This is a genomic window from Luteolibacter arcticus (genome assembly GCF_025950235.1).
In the GTDB taxonomy this organism is placed as follows: Bacteria; Verrucomicrobiota; Verrucomicrobiia; order Verrucomicrobiales; family Akkermansiaceae; genus Haloferula; species Haloferula arctica.
Map to the genome: position 1 here is coordinate 752,377 of NZ_JAPDDT010000002.1, position 22,681 is coordinate 775,057.

A 22,681-nucleotide genomic window follows, 5' to 3' on the forward strand; every position below is an offset into this window, starting at 1 on the left:
GCGTGGGACGCAAAAGTGACGCCAAGCAACGACTGCTCGATGCTGCTCTCGATCTGATCTGGGAGAATAGCTACGGGGTCGTGACGATTGACGCCATCTGCGAAAAGGCCGGGGTCAAGAAGGGTAGCTTCTACTACTTCTTCGAATCCAAGGCCGAACTGGCCGTCGCGGCGCTCGAAGAGGAGTGGCAGACGGAGATCAAGCCGAAGTTCGACGGGATGTTCTCGGTTTCGAATCCGCCGCTGGAGCGGATCCGCCTTATGTTCCAGTCCTGCGTCGATTGTCAGGAAGAGATCCAGAAGGAATACGGTCAGATCCTTGGATGTCCTTGTTTCTCATTGGGTTCCGAGATCTGCACGCAAAACGAACCGATCCGCGCCAAGGTTCAGGAAACGCTTTGCCGGTTGGTTCGCTACTTGGAATCAGCCATCCGCGATGCCCAGGCCGACGGGCTGATCGCTCCCGGCGATCCTCTGGTGAAAGCCAAATCGGTCTATGCCCTTTACGAGGGCAGCCTCGCCCAAGCACGCATTGCCAATGACCTCGAACCGCTCCGCCTGATGCAGGATTCCGTCATGGACCTGCTCGGCGCGACCGCTGAAGCCCGTCTGGGCTAAACTTTCCCTTTTTTGCCTAGATTGTTTACTAATTGGTCAACTATAAATCGCTAACTCCCAAAGCCATGAGCACGAACAAACTCGCAGGAAAAGTCGCCATTGTCACCGGAGCCTCCAAGGGCATCGGAGCCTCCATCGCCAAGCACCTCGCCGCCGAAGGTGCGTCTGTCGTGGTGAACTACGCCTCCAGCCGTGAGGCTGGAGAAAAGGTCGCCGCTGAAATCCAGGCCGCGGGCGGAAAAGCCGTCGCGCTGCACGGTGACCTTTCCAAGCAGGAAGACGTCTCGCGCTTCTTCGGCGAGGTGAAGCAGCAATTCAGCACCGTCGACATCCTCGTCAACAACGCCGGCGTCTATCAATTCGCCCCGCTCGAACAAATCGATGCCGCGCACTTCCACTGGCACTTCGACCTGAACGTGCTCGGCCTGCTGCTCGCCACCAAGGAAGCGGTCGCGCTGTTCCCGGAAAGCGGCGGCAACGTGATCAATATCAGCTCGGTGGTTTCCACCGGTGCCTTCCCTGGAGCCGCGGTCTATAGCGCGACCAAGGGAGCCGTGGATGCGATCACCCGTTCGCTCGCCGCCGAACTCGGCCCGCGCGGCATCCGCGTGAATGCCATCAATCCGGGGATGGTGGAAACCGAAGGCACCCACGCGTCGGGCATCTCCGGCAGCGACTTGCAGAAACAGGTCGAAGCCGTCACTCCGCTCGGCCGCATCGGCCAGCCGCAGGATATTGCGACCGCCGCTGTCTTTTTGGCGTCCGCCGATTCGTCATGGATTACCGGACAGACTTTTCAAATCGCGGGCGGATACCGGGCATGAGCCCGCTTTTTTGGCCCAAATCTTTACCAATCAGTCAACTACCTATCTTTATGAATGTTCCTGATCGTGATGAAATCGCGATTTCCGAGGTGCCTGAGCCCCGGTCACGCTTCCACACCCGCCTGGCGCTGATGCTCGTAGGCATCGGCGCGGTCGCTGCGGGAATCCACTATGCGCCCTCAGCCCTTGCGGCCGAGACGAAGCAAGAGGCTCCCGCGATGGCCCCGGCGAAAGTCACCGTCGCGACGGTCGAGCAACAGACGCTCGCCGAGCACCGCGAGCTGATCGGCCGCGTCGATGCGCGGGAAACCGTCGAGATTCGTCCCCGGGTCCCGGGCCCCATCGATGACGTCCGTTTTAACGCCGGCAGCGTGGTGGAAAAGGGCGACATCCTGTTCGTGATCGATCCCCGCCATTATCGCGCCCAAGTGGACCTTGCCGCGGCCGCCGTCGAGCGCGCCAAGGTCCGCCTGGGGATCGCGGAGAGCGAGGCGAAGCGCACCGGCAACCTGCTCGCCGCCCGCGCCGTCTCGGTGGAGGAGTCGGACACGCGCAACTCCCGCCTTGCGGAGGCCCGCACCGACGTCGCCGCCGCAGAGGCCAGCCTGGCGACCGCGAAGCTCGATCTCGAGCACACGGAAGTCCGCTCGCCGATCCGCGGCAAAATCAGCCGCGCGCTGGTCACCGCCGGGAACCTCGTTTCCAGCGAGAACCTGCTGGGCACCGTGGTCTCCACCGGTGACGTCTTCGTTTACGCCGACGTCGATGAGAACACCGCGCTGACCTTCGATCGCCTGCGTCGCGAAAAGAAGATGGGCGAGGGCAAGCTCATGGTGGAAATGCAGGTCGGCGATCAGAAGGATTACCCGCACAAGGGCTTCATCGAGTCCGCCGACAATCGCGTCGACCCCGCCACCGGCACGTTGGTCTATCGCATGATCTTCCCGAATGAAGACGAGTCGTTGGTCCCCGGCCTCTACGCTCGCGTCCGCCTGCCGGTCAGTGCTCCGGCGCCGGCCTTGCTGGTGAGCGAGCGCTCGATCGGCACGAACCAGAGTCAGAAATTTGTGCTCACCGTGACCGCAGACAACACTGTCGCCTACCGCACGGTGAAGCTCGGCCCGGTGCTGGAAGGCAAGCGCGTGATCCGCGAGGGCATCGAGCCCGGCGATCGGGTCATCGTGAATGGCCTGCAGCGCGTCACCGCCGGCATGATCGTCGATCCCGCGGTCGCAGTGAACTGAAGCGCCCGATCTAACAACTATCCCGCGGACCGGAGCAAGTGCTCCGGTCCGTGTGGGAAGCCGCGTCCCTTTTTCTCGCGTCCCCTCCTGCCATGAACTTCTCCGATTTCTTCATCAAGCGCCCGATCTTTGCCGGCGTGCTATCCATCGTCATCTTCCTCGTCGGCGCGATCGCGCTGTGGAAGCTACCCGTCAGCGAATATCCCGAGGTCATTCCGCCCACGGTGGTGGTGCGCGCCTCGTATCCCGGTGCGAATCCGCAGACCATTGCGGAGACCGTATCCACGCCGCTCGAGCAAGCGATCAATGGAGTGGAAAACTCCATCTACATGTATTCGCAGGCGACCAGCGACGGGGTCATGACCCTCACGGTCACCTTCAAGCTCGGCACCGATCCCGACCTTGCACAGGTGCAGGTGCAGAACCGCGTCGCGCAGGCGCTGCCCAAGCTGCCGGAGGAAGTGCGCCGCCTCGGCGTGACCACGATCAAGAGCTCGCCGGACCTCACGATGGTGGTGCACCTGCTGTCGCCCGATGGCCGCTACGATGACATCTACGTCCGCAACTACGCCACGCTGCAGGTGCGCGATGTGATCGCCCGCTTGCCCGGCGTCGGCCAGGTGCAGCTCTTCGGCTCCGGCGACTATGCGATGCGCGTCTGGCTCGATCCGAACAAGATCGCGGCGCGCGGCATGACAGCGGGGGACGTGGTGAATGCCATACGAGAGCAGAACGTGCAGGTCGCTTCCGGAGCGGTCGGACAGCAACCGACTCCGCAAGCCTCCGACACCGAGCTGCTCGTCAATACCAAGGGTCGCTTGGTATCGGAGGAGGAGTTCGGCGATATCGTGCTGAAGGTCGGCGCGCATGGCGAACGCACGCTTTTGAAAGACGTCGCACGCATTGAGCTCGGCGCATCCGAATACGCGTTGCGCTCGTTGCTCAGCAACCAAACCGCCGTCGCCATCCCGATCTTCCAGCTTCCCGGTTCGAATTCGATCGCGCTGTCGAACGCCGTGCGCGCCAAGATGGAAGAGCTGAAGGCCGACTTCCCCGACGGGCTCGACTACAAGATCGCTTATGACCCCACCGTCTTTGTCCGCCACTCGATCAAGGCGGTGGTGCACACTCTGTTAGAGGCAATCGTCCTGGTGGTGCTGGTGGTGATCCTCTTCCTCCAGACCTGGCGGGCCTCGATCATCCCGCTAGTCGCGGTGCCGGTCTCGCTGGTCGGCACCTTCGCGGTGATGCTTGCACTCGGGTTCTCGATCAATGCGCTCTCGCTCTTCGGGCTGGTGCTTGCCATCGGCATTGTCGTCGATGACGCGATCGTCGTGGTGGAAAACGTGGAGCGGAACATCGCGCTCGGGTACTCACCGTTGGAGGCGACGAAACGAGCGATGCGAGAGGTGACGGGGCCGATCATCGCGACGGCGCTGGTGCTGTCCGCGGTGTTCATTCCCACCGCGTTCATCACCGGCCTGAGCGGCCAGTTCTACAAGCAGTTCGCCATCACCATCGCGATCTCCACCGTCATCTCGGCGTTCAATTCGCTCACGCTTTCCCCGGCACTCAGCGCCTTGCTGCTGCGCGACCACCATGCGCCGAAGGATCGCCTGACGCGGATCATGGACGGTGCCTTCGGATGGATCTTCCGCCCCTTCAACCGCTTCTTCGAGTGGTCGTCTAACAAGTATGCGAGTTCCGTCCAACGGCTGGTCCGCCGCGGTGCCATCGCGCTGGTGGTTTATGCCGGTCTGGTCTTCATGACCTGGAGCATGTTCAAGAAGGTGCCGTCCGGGTTCGTGCCGGCGCAGGACAAGCAGTACCTGGTCGCCTTCGCCCAGCTACCTGAAGGAGCCTCACTGGAGCGCACCGATGAGATCGTGCGGAAGATGGGCGAGATCATGCTGAAGCATCCCGGCGTCCAGGACTCGATTGCCTTCCCAGGCCTTTCGATCAACGGCTTCACCAACAGCCCGAACTCCGGAATCGCCTTCGTCGGCCTCAAGTCCTTCGACGAGCGCAAGGGCCCCGGCCTCTCGGGGAAAGAGATCGCCGCCCAGCTCCAGGCTGAGTTCGCGAATATCCAGGGCGCCTTCGTTGCCGTCTTCCCGCCGCCGCCGGTCAATGGCCTCGGCACCACGGGTGGCTTCAAGCTCTACATCGAGGACCGCAGCGGCGCGGGCTATGATGAGCTCTACGCCGCGACCCAGGCATTGGTCGCGAAGGCCAATGCGACGCCCGGTCTTGAAGGCATGTTCTCCGGCTTCACGGTGAATACGCCGCAGCTCCAGGCCGATGTGGATCGGTTCAAGGCCAAGCAGCAGGGGATTCCGCTGGGGAATATCTTCGAGGCGATGCAGGTGAATCTTGGCTCGCTCTACGTGAACGACTTCAACCGCTTCGGACGCACCTATCAGGTCGTGGCCCAGGCCGACGCCGAGTTCCGGAGTGACGCCGATGACATCGCCAAGCTGCGCACCCGCAACGACAAGGGCCAGATGGTCCCGCTCAGCTCCGTCGTCAACGTAAAGGAAACCTACGGCACCGACCGCGCCATGCGATACAACGGCTTTCCTGCGGCGGACCTGACCGGCGGACCGGCCCTCGGCTTCAGCTCCGGACAGGCGGAGGCGCTGATGGAAAAGGTGGCCGCCGAAACCTTGCCGAAGGGCATGGCGCTCGATTGGACCGACCTGACCTATCAGAAGATCATTGCGGGCAATACCGGCATCTACATTTTCCCGCTGTGTATCCTGCTGGTGTTCCTGGTACTAGCCGCGCAGTACGAAAGCTTCCGACTGCCCTTCGCGGTGCTGCTGATCGTGCCGATGGCGCTGTTGTCCGCGATGGTCGGCGTGTGGTGGACCGATGGTGACAACAACATCTTCACCCAGATCGGCCTGATCGTGTTGATTGGTTTGGCGGCGAAGAATGCGATCCTGATCGTCGAGTTCGCCGTGCATTTGCGCGAGCAAGGGAAGAGCGTGGTCGAATCCGCGGTGGAAGCCGCGCGGTTGCGCTTGCGGCCAATCCTGATGACCTCGATCGCCTTTATCGCCGGTGTGTATCCGCTCGTCGCCGCGACCGGTGCCGGTGCGGAGATGCGCCACGCGATGGGTGTCGCGGTATTCTCCGGGATGATCGGTGTGACCGTCTTCGGCCTGCTGCTCACGCCGGTGTTCTATGTCGTGCTCGCGAAGATCGGCGCGAAGAAGGACGCATGAGGACCATGGGGGGAGCCGCCCTAACAATCGGAACGATGACTTGAGTCCAACCTAACCCAGCCGGAAGGGCGCAGCCCTTCCGCTACGAAGAAGAAAAGCATTTCATGAAAACTTCCCGTCTTCTGCTGCTCTCCGCAGCGTTCCTCACCTCCTGCTCATTCGAACCCGCGCTGGACAAGCCGGGCGTCGAGGTCGTGCCTGTCAGTTTCTCCGGCAACGGCGCTGGCAGCGCTTCCGCCACGCTCGACTGGCGCTCGTTCTTCACCGATCCGCGCTTGAAGAAGCTCGTCGGCATCGCGCTCGAGAACAACCGCGACCTGCGCGTGGCCACGCTCAATGTCGAGCAGGCCCGTGCTCAGTACGGCATCTCTCGTAGTGCGCTCTTTCCATCCGTCGATTTGTCCGCCACCGGCTCACGACGGCGGACACCGGGCTCGACCGTCTCCGGGGGGACGGCGGTCGAGTCCCGGAACTACGACGTCTCAGTGGGAGTCACGGCCTACGAACTCGATCTCTTCGGCCGCGTTCGCAGCCTGAACCACGCCGCCCTTCAAGATTACTTCGCCAGCGATGCCGCACGGCTCGGCGCGCAGATCTCGCTCGTCTCCGAAGTCGCCGCGCGCTACCTGAATGAACGCGCGCTGTTAGAAGAGATCGCACTTTCCGAACAAACGCTCGCGTCGGTGAGCAAGACCTACGACCTGACCCGGCAACGTCTCGAAGCGGGCGACGTGTCCGAGCTGGATGCCCGCTCAGTGGAGATCCAGGTGAAGACCGCCGAGGCGAACCTCGCGGCGTATCGCCAGCAGCTTGCGGAGACGCACAACGCGCTCGCCTTCCTGCTTGGCACTTCGTTGCCCTCGAATCTTCCTGAAGGCCGTAGCTTGGACCAAGCACTCGTCTCCGACCTGCATGCCGGTGTTCCTTCGAACCTGCTGACACGCCGTCCCGACATCCTTGAAGCGGAGCACCAGCTCCGCGCAGCGAACGCGAACATCGGCGCGGCCCGTGCGGCCTTCTTCCCACGCATCACGCTGACCGGCGCGGCTGGCACGGCGAGCGGGAGCCTCGGCGACTTGTTCCAAAGTGGCAGTTCCGCGTGGGCGTTCGCGCCACAGATCAGCGTGCCGATTTTCGACGGCGGCTACAACAAGGCGAACCTCGAAGTGGCCGAGGTCCGGAAGCAGATCGGCATCGCGCAGTATGAGAAGTCGATCCAGAACGCTTTCCGCGAAGTGTCGGATGGCCTTGCCGCACGCTCCGGCCTCAACGGCCAGGTCGCCGCCTACGAAGGTCTCGTGGCTGCCCAGCAGAAGCGCTTCGACCTCGCCGATGCGCGTTACCAGCAGGGCGTGGACAGCTATTTCGAGGTGCTCGATGCCCACCAGGATCTCTACGCGGCGCGCCAGATCCTCATCCGGCTCCGCCTCGCCCGCCTCACCAATGCGGTCGGCCTTTACAAGGCGCTCGGTGGGGGTTGGTGAGCCGTTCTTTCGGCTCGACCCCGCCGTGGCGGTGGGGTCGAGTCTGCGCGGAACCTCATGCCCGCCACCGCCATCCGACTGGCCGCCTTCACCGAATCGGTGATCCGCGGCACCACCCGCCTCGCCAACCAGCACGGCGCGATCAATCTCGCGCAGGGCTTTCCGGATTTCGATCCGCCGGAAGAGCTATTAGGCGCGCTGGAAAGGGCCGCACGCGGGCCGCATCACCAGTATGCGGTGACCTGGGGTGCTCCTCGCTTCCGGGATGCCCTGGCGCGAAAGATCTCGCGCTTCACCGGATTGGAAGTCGATCCCGATCGGCATCTCGTCGTCACCTGTGGCAGCACCGAGGCGATGATGGTCGCCATGATGACCGCCTGCAATCCGGGCGACAAGGTGATCGTCTTCTCGCCCTTCTACGAGAACTACGCGGCCGATGCGATCCTGTCGGGAGCGGAGCCGATTTATGTCGCGCTGCATCCACCGGACTTCGGGTTTGACCGGGACGAACTGACCAAGGCGTTCGAACAAAAGCCGAAGGCGATTGTTGTCTGCAACCCTTCCAATCCGACCGGCAAGGTCTTCACGCGCGACGAGCTGCTATTCATCCTGCAACTCGCGGAGGAGCACGATGCCTTCGTGATCATGGATGAGCCGTATGAGCACATCGTCTTTGCGCCGCATGAGCACGTCTATGCCGCGGCCTTGCCGGGTGCGGCGGAGCGGGTGATCACCTGCAATTCGCTATCGAAGACGTACTCGATCACCGGCTGGCGCTTGGGTTATGTCCATGCCGCGCCGGAGGTGATCGCGCAGGCGCGGAAGGTGCATGACTTCCTCACGGTGGGTGCGGCTGCCCCTTTGCAAGAAGCGGCCGTTGCGGGACTCGAACTGCCGGACAGCTACTACGCTGGCTTGCTCGATCTCTACACTGCGAAGCGCGATGTGTTCCTCGGCTACTTGAAGGAACTCGGCTTACCCTTCACCGAGCTGCAGGGCGCGTACTACGTGATGCTCGACATTTCCTCGCTCGGCTTCGCGACCGACACCGAGGCCTCCGATTGGCTGATCAAGAAAATCGGTGTGGCTGGGGTTGCGGGATCGAGTTTCTTCCGCGAGCCGGTGAACGACTTCATCCGCTTCCACTTCGCCAAGAGCGAGGGGATCTTGCGCGCGGCAGGGGAGAAGTTGCTCCGCTTGCGCGAGCGGTGAAACGCAATCGGCCTCCGGTCGCAGGAACCGAAGGCCGATAAGATCAACGACGGAAGGTGCCCGTTACTTCAGCGGAATGGAAACTTCCGGGCCGATGAGCTGGATCGCGCTGTCGGAGCAGCTTTCGATACGCTCGAGCACGCGGCTGACGGCTTCGCGGGCCGGCTTCGGAAGTGCGGCGAGCTTCGCATCGCCGAGGGCGGCGGTGACGGCTTCCGCAACCGGCGAGATCGAGCGGCCCATCTTCACGATCTCATCACCGGTTGGCTTTTCCGGCGGAGCGAAGAGGCCTTCGAGCGGGCTCTTCGGCTCGGGCACCAGCTTGATCGCATCTGCATCCACGCCGCATTTGCCGGAGGCAAAGGCGATCGCTTCACCGAGGCCGCCGAGTTCATCGACGAGGCCGAGTTCCAAGGCACGCTTGCCGGTGAAAACTCGGCCGCCTGCCATGCCTTCGAGCTCGCCCTTCAAGCGGGTGCCACGACCGGCTTCGATGCGCTTCTTGAAGGTGCCATAGACCTGGACCATCGAGTCACGGACAAGCTTGGCCTCTTCTTCGGTGAAGGGATGGAACATCGACTGCGCGCCGGCGTTCTTGCCGCGCTGGGTGGCGTGGGTGGTAATGCCGAGCTTCTCCATCGCGCCGCCGAGCACGAGCTTCATGCCGACCACGCCGATCGACCCGGTGATGGTGCCTTCTTCCGCGAAGATGCGGTCGGCACCACTAGAGATATAGTAGCCGCCGCTGGCCGCGACGCCACCCATCGAGACGACAAAGGGCCGGCCGCTGGCCTTCCACTCGTCGGTGGCTTCCCACAGGACCTCGCTGGCGAGGGCCGAGCCGCCGGGCGAATCGACGCGCAGCACCAGCGCCTTCGCGTGGTCGTCATGGAGCAGCTTGAGGATCTGGGTGCGGATCGGGGCGATGGACTCGTTGGAAATCTCTCCTTCGAAGGGAACCACCGCGATGTAGTCGGTCTTGCCGGCCTTCGACTTGTCGCTCTCGAACATGAGCTTGAAGATATCGAACATGCCGCTGATCTCCGGTCCATCCAGGTCGGGCAGCGCGTATTCGCGGTCGAACTTGGCGCCCTCATAGGCGGCCTTGACCGCGGCGGCGAAGTCGGTGCGGTGCTTTAGCTCGTCCACGAGCCCGGCTTCCTTCGCTTGTTGCGCGGTGAAGGTGCCGAGATCGACCAGCGAGCGGATCTTTTCCGCCGGCACCTTGCGGCCTTCGGAGATCCCCGCGATGAGCTGGTCGAAGATCCCGCCGATCAATTCTTCCTGCTGTTGCTTCGCGAAGTCGCTCGGGCCGGTGCGGTAGAATTCCTCGCCGAAGCTCTTGAAGTCACCGATGTGGATCACGTCGGCGACGACCCCGGCCTTGTCGAGCAGGCCCTTGAAATACATCGACTCGGAATAGAGGCCGCTGAGCGAGACATCGCCCTCGGGCATGAGGGTGAAGTGGTTCGCGGCGGAGCCGAGCAGGGCGGTGCCATTGCCGAGCGAGTCGGTGTAGAGCCAGACGTCCTTGCCGGCGGCGCGCACGGCCTGGAGCCGGCGGTGGAGTTCCTGGAGCTGCGAAAGCCCGAGTTCGGCATCGTCGGTATCCACCACCACGGCCTTCACGTTGGGATCCGCGGCGGCCTTTTTCAGGCTGCGGGTCAGGTCGAAAAGGGTGAGCGGGCGGGTGGCCTCCATGCCCAGCCCGCCAAGGAGCGAGGCTTCCGGGCGGCCGGATTCCGAAATCGCGCCTTCGAGGTCGTAGATGGCGACGACCGGTTTTTCTTCGGCCGCGGCGAGCGGCAGCGCGGCGAGGAGACTCAGGGCAGTGGTGGTTTTCATGATCACAACGGAACTTCGCACCGGGGAAGCGGCAGGTTACACCGGATTTGTGCGTTCTTTCGGCTCCCGGTCAATGCGGGCATTTCCCACTCAACGGAATCGCCCGCCGGGACATCTAGGAGGAAACCCATGCGACGCTGCCTTGCCGCCCTCCTATTCTGCCTCGCCTCCGCCCACGCCCGGCCGTGGACGGACGATGTGATGTATTTCGTCATGACCGACCGCTTCCACGACGGCGATCCGGCGAACAACACGCCGGCGGGCAGCGATCCGCTGCTTCATGATCCGCTGCAGAAGAATATCGGCATGTATCACGGCGGCGACCTGCGCGGCCTCGAGCTGGCGATCGAGAGCGGCTATTTCACGGAACTCGGCGTGACGGCGTTGTGGATCACGCCGCCGGTGAAAAACGTCTGGCGCTCCGGCTACGACCTCGGCGGCTGGAAGACCGGCTACCACGGCTACTGGACCCAGGACTTCCTCGATATCGACCCGCACCTGACCAGCGCAGTCTCGATGAAGGGCGAGACGTATCCGGAAAATGCCGAGGGGCGGATGCGGCACTACCGCGACTTCGTGGCGTTGGCCCACGCGAAGGGCCTGAAGGTGGTGCAGGATGTGGTGCTGAACCACGCGGGGCCGGTGTTTTTCTACGATGTGGATGGGGACGGCGTTTTCGATGACCAGACCAAGGAGGAATGGGTGCAGCCTTTCAAACGCGACGGCTTTCACCCGGGCGCGGCATGGGCGGACACCGCGAAGTGGAACTTGAAGAAGACCCAACCGGACGGGCCGCGCGAGCTGCTAGGAAAGCGGATCGCGACGAAAGGCGTGCTGGCCGAGCTGCCGAGCTACGGGCGGAAAGGCTTCTCTTCGGAGAGCTTGGGCAAGTCGGATGGCGAGGAAGTCGAGTGCGACTTCTTTTCACTGCGTGACCTGTGGACGAAACCGGGAAGCGCGCACTTCGAGCAGTTGGTGGACGAGTTCGTGGAGATCTACGCGTTCTACCTGCTGGACGTGGGGATCGACGGGCTGCGCATCGACACGGTGAAGCATGTGCACCACGAGTTTTGGGATGCCTTCACCGAACGGCTGCGGAAGCGGCTGGGAGGGAAGGCGAAGGACAAGCTGCTCTTCGGCGAAGTCTATGACGGCGATCCGAAGAAGCTCGGCGGCTACACGTGGCGTAGCGATTGGCCGAAGCGAAAAGAGCCGTGTCTCGACTCGGTGCTGGATTTCCAATTCTGCTTCGCGGCGCGCGACTACCTGCGGCGCGAGGGTGGGGAGCATGGTAACGCGGGAAATCTGGAGCGCGCGATGAAGGCACTCCGGGGCGGCGATGATGGCGGCCGCCCGTTCTACAATCCCAACCCGGGACCGGACGGGAAGAATGCGCGGGAGAAATCGATCACCTTCATCGAAAACCACGACGGATTGAATCGCTTCCGCGTGGCGGGGGTGACGGCGGAGCGCCATGACCTGGCGCAGGTGCTGGTGCTGACTTTGCCGGGGATTCCGTGTGTCTACTACGGTGCCGAGGTCGCCCTGCACGACACTCGGGGAAAGGTCGGGCAGGACACGGAGTCGGGCCGGCTGACGCTGTTCCGGCGCGAGGCTGCGCCGCTGCTGGACTCACTGAAGGAGGCTCCTTCCTTCCAAGCGATTTCGCGTGCGGCGGAACTGCGGCGGGAGTTGCCGGTGCTGCGCGACGGATCGTTCGTGCCGCTGTGGGTGGATAGCCCGCAGAGCGGCGAGGACGATGGCGTGTTTGCCTTTTGCCGCGAAAAAGGCGGAGAGCGGGTGATGGTGGTGTTCAATGCCGCTACCGATGGGCGGTCGCCGGAACTACCGGCAGGGGGCTTCCCCGCGGGCACCCAATTGAGCGTCACACCGGTGTGTGGGAGTAGCCCGACTTCCCAAGCCACGGTCGGCGCGGAGGGGCGGGTGAAGGTGCCCATCGGAGCCAATGCCGCCCTGCTGCTGCAACGAATCCTGGAGACCGCTGAGGCAAAGTAGTTCACTTTTCTTAACTTTCCGGGTATTTCCCCGGGGGTGACCTCCCAAGAAAAAGCCAATTGGATCCGCCGGATCTTCACCCTGGGCCTGATCGGAGCCGCTGCGGCGGCCGGCCTATATTTCGCAATGCCCAACGGCTGGTGGAAAGGACTCGGAAAGGCAGCGAAGAAATCCGGCCAGGTGAACAAGGAGAACTTCGCGCAGATCCAAGCCTCTCCGAACCAACTGACGGTCATCAATATGGTGGTGGAGGGAAATCCGGACTCGAAGAAGCTCCAAGAGGTCCTCGAAAAGCTGAAGAAGGACAAATACGGGGAGCGGGTGGTGATGACGGAACTCAATGTGAACGAGGAGCCTGAACTCGCCGCGAGCCAAGGGGTGAAGAAGGAAGAATTCGCCGGCCAACTTGATTTTCACGCAAACGGGAAGAAGCTCGAACAACTCGTCGGCCAGACCGATCCCGTGGTGGTCGAGAAAACCATCGACCGTCTCTTGGCGGGTCTGGTCCAGCGGATCGGAAAAGATTGGCTGCCGGATGTGCCCGGCATGCAACGCAACCAAGGGCAGGAGGTTCTCAAGGTCCAACCGGCCGAACCTGCCCCGCCATCGAGAAAACCATGAGACTCCATCTTGCGACTTCACTGCTGGTGCTGCTGGCCGTTCCCGCGTGCGAGAAGGCGAAGGACCTGCTTGCCAAGGCCAAGCCCGCTGCCTCCAAGCCGGCGGCGAGCGCGGCTTCAGCCGCGTCGATGCCCGCGGTTCAGGATCTCGATGCTGCGGAGTACGACGGATTCATCGCCACGCCCGGTCACCTGATGGTCGTGGATTTCCACGCCGACTGGTGCGGACCCTGCAAGGTGTTGGGGCCGGTGCTGGAGCAGGTCGCGGGAGAGTTTCCGGGGAAAGTGAGCATCGGAAAGGTCAACGTCGACCACGCCCAGCAGATCGCGCAGCGGGAGGGCGTCAGTGGCATCCCGGATGTCCGGCTCTTCCGCGACGGCAAGGAAGTGGACCGCTTCGTCGGTGGAGTCAGTGCCGACAAGCTCCGGGCCTTGTTTCAGAAGCACAGCGAGGACCTGCAGGTGGCGAAGGCGGAGAAGCCGGCCGCTGACCCGCAGGCCCCGGCCGCGCCCGCCGAACCGGCGATCCAGCCCATGAAGAAGGACTGGCTGCCACCCGGCATCGAGCGCCGCTGAGGGATTGATTCAGCGTGCCCGGCCGTCGGTCATCTTGATCGGCTGGATCAGGCCCTTGTTGTCGTATTCGACCTTTTCGACCGCGATCTTGCGGCCGCCGCGGAAGGGTGGATCTTTGCGGGTGGTTTCCCAGCGGTGGTAAATGATGAACCACTCCTTGGTCGCCGGATTTTCGACGAACGAATGATGCCCGGGTCCCTGGTGCTTGTCGTCGCTTCCCAAGATCTTTCCCCGGTAGCTCCACGGCCCAGTCGGCGATGGCGCGGTGGCATAGTGGACGGAGTAGCTGCTGTCGTTCCACTTCCCGTCGCTATAGCTGAGGTAGTAAATCTTCCCCCGGAGATGCATGAAGGCGCCTTCGGTGAAATGCTGCGGCTGCTCGACATTCACCTCGCGCTTGAAGCTGACCATGTCGTCCGCCATCTCGAAGACCCGCAGCTTCGCGCCCGCGCTACCACCGGCGTAGAACCAGGATTTCCCGCCGAAGGAGGGATCGGTGAAGACCATCGGGTCGATCGCCTCGAAGCCATCGCCACCGGTGAGCAGTGGCTTGCCGCTGTCGGTGAAAGGTCCGGACGGTGACTTGCCCACGGCCACGCCGATGCGGCTTGGGGTCGGGTTTTGCGGGCCGACCGAGTAGTAGAAGTAGAACTTGCCCTTCTTCTCCGCGAGCGCCGGGGCCCATGCGCCATGCCACGGAGCGCCATCGGCTTTGACCCACGGGACCTTGTCGAGTTCCAGGATGACGCCCTCGCGCTTCCATGAGCGCAGGTCGGTGGAGCGGTAGGCGGCGAAGACGGGATCCCGGCTACTCGCCTCGGTGGGGTAGAGCCAGTAGGTTTTCCCGACCACCGAGGCGTGCGGGTCCGCGCCATCCATCACTGGATTCGCGGCGAGCGGGGGTGCGAGGAGAATCAGGGCGAGGTAAAGGCGCATGACGGGGACTACCGGGGCGGCCGTGATCATCTTGCCCGCCGGCCGGAAATCCAGCCGTTCATTCGCTGACCGGGTCCAGCGTCTCCTCCCTGACCGTACCGTCCTTTTCGATGACGGAGAATTTCCCGCCGCTGCGCCGGGCGAGTTCCTTCATGGGGCCCACCGCGCCCGGTTCCATCATGGAGATCGAGTTGATGATGGTCTTGGCGGTCTTCGCGCGGTCACCCATGGCTTGGGCGATACTCAATGACTCCTTGCCGGAGACGCCGTCGGTCATGAAGAAAATCAGATCGGGGGCGGGGTGGAGCTTCAGCGCCATATCGAGCGGCCCTTCCCATGAAGTGCCGTATTGCCGGGGACTTTGATCGATGGCTTCCAAGGAAGCCTGGATCCTGGCGGGATCCGCCTTGAACCAGCGGACATCGCGCTGCCGGCCTTTCGGTTCCTTCGATTCCCACACGGTGCGGTCCTTGGCGATCGCCCACTTGTAGTGGCGGCCACCGGCATGGACGACCGCTTCGCGCCTGTTTTCCTTCATGTCCACCTTGTCACCCGCGAGCCAAGTAGGGCCGGCGAAAAAGAAGATCTGGTATTCCATTTCGTAGTTGAGCGCGGCGACGCTCCGCTTCAGCTCCGCGCGCAGAAGTTCGATGCGCTTGCCCTCCTGCATGGAGAGCGAATAGTCGATCAAGTAGGCGATGCGTTTGCCCTTGGTGGTTTGATTGAAGAAAGTGACGTTGCCGCCTTGGCCGAAGCCCTTGCCGGTGCCGAAGCCAGGGCCGCTGCCACTGCCGATCCCGGTCCCATTCCCGCCACCGCTTCCTCCACCACTGCCCCCGCCGGAGCCTGCTCCTGCGTTAAGATCCGGCAGTGATGCTGACATCGGGGTGGCATCGGCATTTGGCAGGATGATGCTCGATACCGAGGTGCTGACGATCGGGCGGGAGAGCGCTGAAGATATCTTCTGCTGGGCGCGGGCCTGCTGCTGGATGCGGTGCCCGCCATCGCCGCCACCCCCGCCGCCCGTACCCCGGAAATCCGGTGCCACCTCCACCGGTGGCGTGACCACGGTGTAGAAAGCGAAGATCGCCAGCGCGATGAAGCACACGTGGACCACCAAGGAGACGAAAAACGCCCCGGCCCCCATACGGGCGAGGCGTTGTTTCAACTTGGAAGGAGCGGAGATGGCCGGTGCGTCCGGCTGCGGGTCGGGGTTGCTCATGTGCCTGCGGGGATTTTTTCCAGCAGGCGGAACGGGCAAGCGTTCCGATATCTTGGAAGAAACCCCGGGGATCTTTAGCGGCTGAGCGCCGGAAGAGCTCCCTGTGGCTCGCGAAGTTCGTGCAGTCGCGCCAGTCCGCTGCGGACATCCCGGAGAATTTCCCCAAGGGCATAAGCGTAGGGGGCACCTTCATCGACCAGCCGGACAAGCACGCGCTCGACCCTACGGTCACAACGTTCGCACTCGCGTGGAAGACCTTCGCTGAAGGTCGGAAAACGCCGGCTCACCAGGGTCATCCAGAGTTGCTGGAATCCGGCCTCGCCGCTGACGCCGAAGTCAGGAATGTCACCTTGGGCGTCGATGATCGCGGCGATGCGGTCCGCATGCTCCGTCCGCTCCCTGGTGAGGTTCTGGCAGACCCGGGCAAGAAGCCGCGATTCGGAAAGTCGTGCAGCGTGGCCATAGGCGACCGCCGCGTCCAAGGTGCGGGTGAGCGCGGTCTGGAGGGTAACGAAGGGCGCTTGAGTTGGCAGTCTCAGCTCGTACATGGGCACAGACCTTTGCATGTCTCATGCCGAATGTCATGAAGGGGTTTCTCCTCAGTTTCCAATGGGTTGCCACTGCTGGTTCGCAACCTTGAGGCGCATGCTGCAATTTCCGAATGGCGGATTGCCATCACAAGCCGGCGTGCCACCCGCTTTGGTCCCGATACAGTTCGAGGCTGCCGCTTTCGACGAAGCGGTTTTCATTGAAGCGATGGAGGACGACACGCAGCGAGTCGCCGTCGTGGTGAATCACGTGAAAGCCCGGTGGTTCCCCTTGCAGGCGGGTGGAGCAGACGGTCGGTGCCTGGGACACGATTGTGCTCCACGTCGCGTCCTGACCGATCACGCCTATGCGGGACTGGTGGAAGTGGCCGCAGAGGACCAGATCGACGCGCGCTGCCGCGAGCAGGGACAGCAAGGGCGGCAGCGGCTTCACCACGTCGCGGCGGTGGTCCGGCGGGGCGAGCAGCGGGTGATGCAGCGTGAGGACGCGGAGTCCGGGTGAAGATTTTCCAAACCGCGGGGCGGCTTGGTCAAGCTGCTGCGGAGAAAGCCGTCCCTTCGACCAATCCAAGTGGAAGCCAATGCCGCGGCTGCTGTTCAGCCCGACGATCTCGACCGCGCCGGATCGCAGCGATGGCTCGAGGTCTCGTCCGAAGGTCTCGCGATAACGCCGGAAGGGCCGGAAGACGCGGTCGAAGAGTTGGTTGAAGGCGGGAATGTCGTGGTTGCCTGGAATCACGAACCGCGGGTGGGGGAGTTGTTCGACGAAGGATTTCGCCGCCTGGAGCTCGGCTCGCCGCGCCCGCATGGTCAGATCCCCGCTGAGCACCGTGAAGTCCGGGGCAAGATCCGCCGCACAATCGAGGAATGCCCGGGCAGTCGCCTCATCGGCCGCGCCGAAGTGGGGATCCGAGAGGTGAAGAAGGCGGGTCATGGGGCGGGGGCGAGATTCTCCGCCGTGGTCAGCACGTGCAAGTGCTTGGGAAGGATGGCGAGTTTGAGGGGCAGGGGGAGGCGGAGGATCTCTCCATCGATCATGACCGACAGATGCTGGCGGCGGCCGGCGCGCAGTTCGAGGGCAGGCGCTTGGAACATGGTCAGCTCCGGATTCTCCTCCTGGCGGCCGAAGATGTAGTCGAGCATGCCGCGGAACGCTGCGGTCGCGTGGCGCTGGCGGCCGATGTAGGCGGTCAGATTGCCGGAGGTGAAGTCGGTGCGTGCCGGCACCAGACCGGCCGTCGCGCGGTAGCGACCCGGGACGAAGGCGGAGAACTTAGTGCGCGCCCGGCCATCGAGCCCCTCGCCCTGCCATGATAAGTGAATCGGTCGCGACTCCCTGAAGGTGCGGGGCAGTGCGGTGATGAGCTTGAAGGTTTTCTTCCACCAGTGCCCGCCGTGATCGCGGCGCTCGAAGGTCTTCGCGAACTCGGGGTAGAAGCCGAGGATGGTGGTGCACAGGCAGGCGTGACCGGCGGCATCGAGCACGTCGATCGCGTGGACTTCCGCTTTGGCGAGGAAAGCCGCAGCCTCCGTGATGTCCAGCGGCACTCCGAGGTCGCGAGCGGCAAGATTGAAGGTGCCCATCGGCACGATCCCGAGCGGGATGCCGGTGCCGCCGAGGTGATTCGCAGCCGCGGAGACGGTGCCATCGCCGCCTGCCACGATCACGGAGGCAGGCGCGGCCTTCACCGCTTCGCGCAGGACGGCGTCGATTTTTCCCGGCTCAACGATCTTCGACTCGATGTCGCGCCCGGTTTCTCGAAAAGCCGCGGCGACGGTGGCGCAGACTTCGTCGGCTTCGAGGCCGCGTTCGTTTCCGCCGGAGCCGCGGTTGAGGAGGAGAAGCGATGGGGACATACGATGGGTCCTCCTAACAGCCCCCGTGCCTCGCTGCTTCCAACCGCAATCGACCGGCCTGCAAGGGGGCGGGCGTTCGCGATCGTTATTTAGTCGTGCGAAATGCCACGGGGGAGATTGAGAGGTGGCACATTGCAATTTGCCGGAGCCCGCTGGAGTGGGCTGGTCCTTGGATTTTCAAGGGTCAGCCCGATTGGTGCGGAGTTTGCAAAAAGGATCCCACCATGAATCCGATCCTGTTGTTTGATACCTTCGCATGCCGCTCCTCCGAAGTGGTGCGGCACCGTCTTCTCCGCCCGATACTGATCGCCCTGTTGCTGGGATCGGTGACCTTTGGGCTCAACTCCTGCGCCACCGCCCGTGGATTTGGCCAAGACGTCGAGACTACCGGAGAAAAGATCGAAGACGCCGCTACGCGCTGAACGGCGCGGAATCGAAAAAAGCCCGCTCCGGCAGATCGCCGGGCGGGCTTTTTCGTATCGTGATCGCGCTTATTCGAGGAAGCTGCGCAGCATCCACGCGGCTTGCTCGTGATTCTGGAGGAGTTCGGTGAGGAAGTCCGCGGTGCCGGCGTCGCCCGCTTCATCGGTGGCGTCCACTGCCTTGCGCAGTTCCCGTGCAGCGGCTTCGTGATCATCGCGGAGCGCGACGATGGCTTCATCGCCGCCGATCAGGGCGCCGGAGCATTCCTTCAGCGAAGCGAGGGCAAGAAACTCCTTCATCGAGCCAGGACTCGAGGAGCCCAGCATGCGGATGCGCTCGGCGGTCTTGTCGATGGCGAGTGCGAGCGCGTCATACTGGGCTTCGAAGAAGGCGTGAAGCGTGTGGAAGCGATGGCCGGTGAGGTTCCAGTGGAAGTTACGCGTCTTGATGTAGAGCACGTGTTGATTGGCGAGAATGCCCGACAGCGCTTTGACCGAAGAGGCGCGCACCTTCGCATCGAGGCCGATATCGAGGGTTTCAGTGGTGCGGGCGGAAGCAGTGGCTTTGGGAGCGGCTTTCTTTTTCATGATAGATCACCTCCATTTTAGCAATCGGTGCGCCGCCGTGACAATAACCACGGGAGGAACTCATAGTGAGGGGCTTGCGAAGAATCGACGGGGTTGAGTTGATCCCCTTCCGGAGGCGTTTTGCACGATGGGATTTTGCCCTTCTTGCCGCGAGGGCGTCCGGCGTCCAGATTCCGCCATGCCTGACTCCCTTGCCGCCGTTGACGCTGGATTTGTGGAATTGCGCGAACTCCGATTTTCACAGAGGGCGGCGGGGCTGATGAAGGCAGCGGAGTTGCTGGAAGCGGGGGAGGAGGAGTTTGCACTCTGGATGGCGAGGGAGATGGGAAAGCCAGTCACCCAAGGCCGGGCGGAGGTCGCCAAGTGCGCGGCGACCTGCCGCTACTATGCCGAACACGGCGAGGCGATGCTGGCTCCCCGGGAACTCGAGGGAGCCAGGCTGCTTCACCAGCCCTTGGGGCCGGTGCTTGCGGTCATGCCGTGGAACTTTCCCTTCTGGCAGGTCTTCCGCTTCGCCGCGCCGGCACTGATGGCGGGAAACACGATCCTGCTGAAGCATGCGTCGAACGTGAGTGGATGCGCCCGGGCCATCGTGAGGCTCGTTTCTTCCGCCTTCGGCCGCGATGACTTCCTGCGCGCGGTCTTCGTCTCGGGAAAGGAGGTCGAGCCGCTCATTGCCGATCCGCGCATTCGCGCCGTGACCTTCACCGGCAGCACCGGGGTGGGTCGCGAGGTCGCCGCGGCGGCTGGCCGGCACTTGAAGAAGTCGGTCCTCGAGCTCGGCGGCAGTGATCCTTACCTCGTGCTTGAGGACGCCGATCTCGCTCGCGCCGCGAAGACCTGCGCCGCCGCGCGCATGGTGAACGCCGGGCAGAGCTGCATCGCCGCCAAACGCTTCCTCGTCGCGGCCGCGGTTCATGATGCCTTCGTCGAGCGCTTGCGGGACGAACTTGCGACTTTCAAGCCGGGCGATCCCTTCGAGCCGGCGACGAATCTCGGCCCGATGGCCAAGGCCAGCCTGCGCGACGAACTCCATGCGCAGGTGACCGGCAGCGTGAAAGCCGGAGCACGACTGCTGCTCGGTGGCGAACCGGTCGAACTACGGGAAAAGTCGTACTACCCTGCGACGCTGCTTTGCGGAGTCGTTCCCGGCATGCGGGTCTTTGATGAGGAAACCTTCGGGCCGGTCGCAGCGGTGATCCGTGTGGAGCATGAGGCGCAAGCGATCGAGCTCGCGAATCAGACGGCCTTCGGCCTCGGTGCTGCAGTGTTCAGCGGCGACGTGGATCGCGCCCGTCGCGTCGCGGAGCAACTCGATACCGGCACGGTGGCGATCAATGGCCAGGTGGTTTCCGATCCCCGCTTTCCCTTCGGCGGTGTGAAGGACAGCGGCTGGGGGCGCGAGCTGGGCGAGCATGGCATCCGCGAGTTCGTGAATGTGAAGACGGTGCGGGGGTAATTCCTTGGAGTGCGGTGACTCGTCGCCGCTTTTTCCCCGAGGCTTGTCGAGGTGAAGGCAGGCCGGATGCGATGCTTCACGTCGGCAAGCCGACTGCCTGAAAGCGGCGACGAGTCGCAGCACTCCAAGGAAATTGTTTCTTGCCACGTCGCAAAAAGCGGCCAGTCTCCGCGCCCCGCCGCCCGAAGTGCGCGGCGCTTGTGCGATCCAGGAGGCCTAGTTGTTGGTGGTTTCCAGGATCATTCGTCCTGAAATCACCATCTATTATGGAAACACCTCCGTTCTCTGAACTCGGGCTTTCGCCCGAACTGCTCGCCGCCGTCGAAGTCCTCGGATTCGAGCGCCCGTCGCCGATTCAAGCCATGGCGATCCCGGTCGCACTGACCGGCCGCGACATCCTCGGCCTCTCGCACACCGGCTCCGGTAAGACCGCCGCGTTCACGCTGCCGCTGCTCGCGAAGCTCGATTTTAACCTTCGCCGCCCGCAGGCGCTCATCCTCTGCCCAACCCGCGAACTCGCGGTGCAGGTCTGTGAGGAAGTCCACCGCCTCGGCTCGAAGCTCGGCCAACTCCGCGCCATTCCGGTCTATGGTGGCGCGCCGATGGACCGCCAGCTCCGCGCCTTGCGCGATGGTGTCCAGGTCGTGGTCGGCACTCCCGGTCGTGTGATGGATCACCTTCGCCGCGGTTCCTTCGACGTGAGCGGCATCCAGACCATCGTGCTCGATGAGGCGGACCGCATGCTCGACCTCGGCTTCCGCGAGGAGATGGAAGAGCTGCTTGGCCAACTGCCGAAGGAGCGCCAGTCGATGTTCTTCTCCGCCACCATGAGCAAGGGGGTCACCCACCTCATTGGCAAATTCGGCAACAATCCGCAGACCATCGAGATCGACCAGAAGTCGAAGACCGTCTCGACCATCGACCAATCTTACTTCGAAGTGCGCGAACGCTCGAAGGTGGAAGTGCTCTCGCGCTTGCTCGATATGGAGCAAGCCCGCCTCGCGATCATCTTCTGCAATACCAAGCGCTCCGTGGACGAGTGCACCGAGTCCTTGCTCGCCCGCGGCTACACCGTGGATCGCTTGCACGGCGACATCACCCAGCAGATGCGCGAGCGCGTGCTGCGCCGCTTCCGTGATGGGACCATCGAGCTACTCGTCGCCACCGACGTCGCCGCGCGTGGTCTCGACGTGGAGAACATCGACGTGGTCTTCAACTACGACTTGCCGCAGGACCCTGAGGACTACGTTCACCGCATCGGCCGTACCGGTCGCGCGGGTCGCAGCGGCCGTGCCGTAAGCTTCGTCTTCGGCCGCGAGATCCATCGCCTGGAAATGATCGAGCGCTACACGCGCGGGGTCATCCGCCGCGAGAAGGTGCCATCGCAGGAGCAGGTCGAAGGCCGCCTCGCCGACCTCGCCTTCGAGGCGATCAAGGAGCGCCTCGAGAAAGGCGAGTTCCAGTCGCACGAGGAGCAGGTGGACCGTTTGTTAGAGCAAGGCTACACGCCGACCGACATCGCCAGCGTGCTGTTCACGCTCTTGCGCGAATCGGGTGGCCGGGAATTCGGCGAGATCCAGGAAGACCGCGAGGACCCGCGCGACCGCCGCCCGCAGCAGCGCGGCGACCGCCGTGAGCCGTCGGGCGGTAACTTCCGCGAACGCGAGCCCCGCGCCCCGCGCGAACGTGGGCCGCAGGACAATGTTGACATGGTGCCGCTGTTCTTCTCGCTCGGGAAATTCCACGGCGTGAAGGTCGGCGAAATCATCGGGATGCTCTACGGCGAAGCCGGCCTGCCGGATGGCGCCGTCGGTCACGTGAAGCTGTTCGCCAAGCACAGTTGCATCGACGTCCGCGCCGATTGCGCCCAGCGCCTGGTGGAGATCTCCAAGGGTGCCAGCCTCCGCGGTCGTAAGTTCGTCCTCGATTTCGACCGCGGACCGAAGAGTCAAGCCTGAGGCTCGGTCTGAAAAATTGCTTT

Annotated in this window: 19 protein-coding genes; 12 read left to right on the forward strand and 7 right to left on the reverse strand. The window is 63.4% G+C overall.

Translation table 11 applies throughout. The features are described 5' to 3' along the window. Nucleotides 1-2: 2 nt before the first annotated feature. The 6 genes from OKA05_RS07850 (at nucleotide 3) to OKA05_RS07875 (ending at nucleotide 8,611) form a co-directional block, all read left to right on the forward strand. Nucleotides 3-617 (forward strand): TetR/AcrR family transcriptional regulator, encoded by a 615-nt coding sequence (locus OKA05_RS07850; protein WP_264486571.1) that lies wholly within the window; start codon nucleotides 3-5, stop codon nucleotides 615-617. Between the two features lie 65 nt (nucleotides 618-682). After that, nucleotides 683-1,441: an SDR family NAD(P)-dependent oxidoreductase gene (locus OKA05_RS07855; protein ID WP_264486572.1), complete on the forward strand. Its 759-nt coding sequence runs from the start codon at nucleotides 683-685 to the stop codon at nucleotides 1,439-1,441. Nucleotides 1,442-1,491: 50 nt separating this feature from the next. Further along, on the forward strand, nucleotides 1,492-2,685 hold the full coding sequence (locus tag OKA05_RS07860; RefSeq protein ID WP_264486573.1) for an efflux RND transporter periplasmic adaptor subunit: 1,194 nt from the start codon (nucleotides 1,492-1,494) through the stop codon (nucleotides 2,683-2,685). A gap of 92 nt (nucleotides 2,686-2,777) precedes the next feature. After that, nucleotides 2,778-5,915: an efflux RND transporter permease subunit gene (locus OKA05_RS07865; RefSeq protein WP_264486574.1), complete on the forward strand. Its 3,138-nt coding sequence runs from the start codon at nucleotides 2,778-2,780 to the stop codon at nucleotides 5,913-5,915. A gap of 104 nt (nucleotides 5,916-6,019) precedes the next feature. Continuing rightward, complete coding sequence (locus OKA05_RS07870) at nucleotides 6,020-7,399, forward strand: efflux transporter outer membrane subunit (protein WP_264486575.1); 1,380 nt, start codon at nucleotides 6,020-6,022, stop codon at nucleotides 7,397-7,399. Nucleotides 7,400-7,456: 57 nt separating this feature from the next. After that, on the forward strand, nucleotides 7,457-8,611 hold the full coding sequence (locus tag OKA05_RS07875; RefSeq protein ID WP_264486576.1) for a pyridoxal phosphate-dependent aminotransferase: 1,155 nt from the start codon (nucleotides 7,457-7,459) through the stop codon (nucleotides 8,609-8,611). A gap of 63 nt (nucleotides 8,612-8,674) precedes the next feature. Here the strand turns inward: OKA05_RS07875 and OKA05_RS07880 are convergent, their stop codons facing one another. Further along, complete coding sequence (locus OKA05_RS07880; RefSeq protein WP_264486577.1) at nucleotides 8,675-10,456, reverse strand: S49 family peptidase; 1,782 nt, start codon at nucleotides 10,454-10,456, stop codon at nucleotides 8,675-8,677. A 129-nt stretch (nucleotides 10,457-10,585) separates the two neighbouring features. Between OKA05_RS07880 and OKA05_RS07885 the strand changes: the two genes are divergently transcribed. The 3 genes from OKA05_RS07885 to OKA05_RS07895 are packed head-to-tail and all read left to right on the forward strand — an operon-like array spanning nucleotide 10,586 to nucleotide 13,668. Then, the gene (locus OKA05_RS07885; RefSeq protein ID WP_264486578.1) at nucleotides 10,586-12,472 is read left to right on the forward strand and encodes an alpha-amylase family glycosyl hydrolase; all 1,887 of its coding nucleotides are present in this window, start codon (nucleotides 10,586-10,588) and stop codon (nucleotides 12,470-12,472) included. A gap of 36 nt (nucleotides 12,473-12,508) precedes the next feature. Next, entirely contained in the window at nucleotides 12,509-13,093 is a 585-nt protein-coding gene (locus tag OKA05_RS07890; RefSeq protein WP_264486579.1) for a thioredoxin domain-containing protein, read from the forward strand. Continuing rightward, nucleotides 13,090-13,668, forward strand: coding sequence for a thioredoxin family protein (locus tag OKA05_RS07895; protein WP_264486580.1), 579 nt, complete (start codon nucleotides 13,090-13,092; stop codon nucleotides 13,666-13,668). Before OKA05_RS07890 ends, OKA05_RS07895 begins: the two co-directional genes overlap by 4 nt. Before the next feature lie 9 nt (nucleotides 13,669-13,677). Here the strand turns inward: OKA05_RS07895 and OKA05_RS07900 are convergent, their stop codons facing one another. From OKA05_RS07900 to OKA05_RS07920, 5 genes are all read right to left on the reverse strand, one after another. After that, on the reverse strand, nucleotides 13,678-14,634 hold the full coding sequence (locus OKA05_RS07900) for a family 43 glycosylhydrolase (RefSeq protein WP_264486581.1): 957 nt from the start codon (nucleotides 14,632-14,634) through the stop codon (nucleotides 13,678-13,680). A 28-nt stretch (nucleotides 14,635-14,662) separates the two neighbouring features. After that, a complete protein-coding gene (locus OKA05_RS07905) occupies nucleotides 14,663-15,826 on the reverse strand; it encodes a hypothetical protein (RefSeq protein ID WP_264486582.1) in 1,164 nt (387 codons plus the stop codon). 74 nt (nucleotides 15,827-15,900) lie between these two features. Continuing rightward, nucleotides 15,901-16,374, reverse strand: coding sequence for a hypothetical protein (locus OKA05_RS07910; RefSeq protein ID WP_264486583.1), 474 nt, complete (start codon nucleotides 16,372-16,374; stop codon nucleotides 15,901-15,903). A gap of 127 nt (nucleotides 16,375-16,501) precedes the next feature. Beyond that, nucleotides 16,502-17,308, reverse strand: a complete 807-nt coding sequence (locus tag OKA05_RS07915) for a metallophosphoesterase family protein (protein WP_264486584.1) — start codon at nucleotides 17,306-17,308, stop codon at nucleotides 16,502-16,504. Then, nucleotides 17,305-18,231 (reverse strand): diacylglycerol/lipid kinase family protein, encoded by a 927-nt coding sequence (locus tag OKA05_RS07920; RefSeq protein WP_264486585.1) that lies wholly within the window; start codon nucleotides 18,229-18,231, stop codon nucleotides 17,305-17,307. Before OKA05_RS07920 ends, OKA05_RS07915 begins: the two co-directional genes overlap by 4 nt. Before the next feature lie 224 nt (nucleotides 18,232-18,455). Here OKA05_RS07920 and OKA05_RS07925 point away from each other — a divergent pair, with 224 nt between their 5' ends. After that, nucleotides 18,456-18,653 carry an entericidin A/B family lipoprotein gene (locus tag OKA05_RS07925; protein WP_264486586.1) on the forward strand — a complete coding sequence of 66 codons (198 nt, stop codon included), beginning with the start codon at nucleotides 18,456-18,458 and terminating at the stop codon, nucleotides 18,651-18,653. 69 nt (nucleotides 18,654-18,722) lie between these two features. Here OKA05_RS07925 and OKA05_RS07930 read toward each other — a convergent pair whose 3' ends face one another. Further along, nucleotides 18,723-19,241, reverse strand: coding sequence for a Dps family protein (locus tag OKA05_RS07930; protein ID WP_264486587.1), 519 nt, complete (start codon nucleotides 19,239-19,241; stop codon nucleotides 18,723-18,725). A gap of 178 nt (nucleotides 19,242-19,419) precedes the next feature. Between OKA05_RS07930 and OKA05_RS07935 the strand changes: the two genes are divergently transcribed. Continuing rightward, entirely contained in the window at nucleotides 19,420-20,700 is a 1,281-nt protein-coding gene (locus tag OKA05_RS07935) for an NAD-dependent succinate-semialdehyde dehydrogenase (protein WP_264486588.1), read from the forward strand. A gap of 266 nt (nucleotides 20,701-20,966) precedes the next feature. Then, nucleotides 20,967-22,658 (forward strand): DEAD/DEAH box helicase, encoded by a 1,692-nt coding sequence (locus OKA05_RS07940; RefSeq protein WP_264486589.1) that lies wholly within the window; start codon nucleotides 20,967-20,969, stop codon nucleotides 22,656-22,658. The last annotated feature ends 23 nt before the right edge of the window (nucleotides 22,659-22,681 follow it).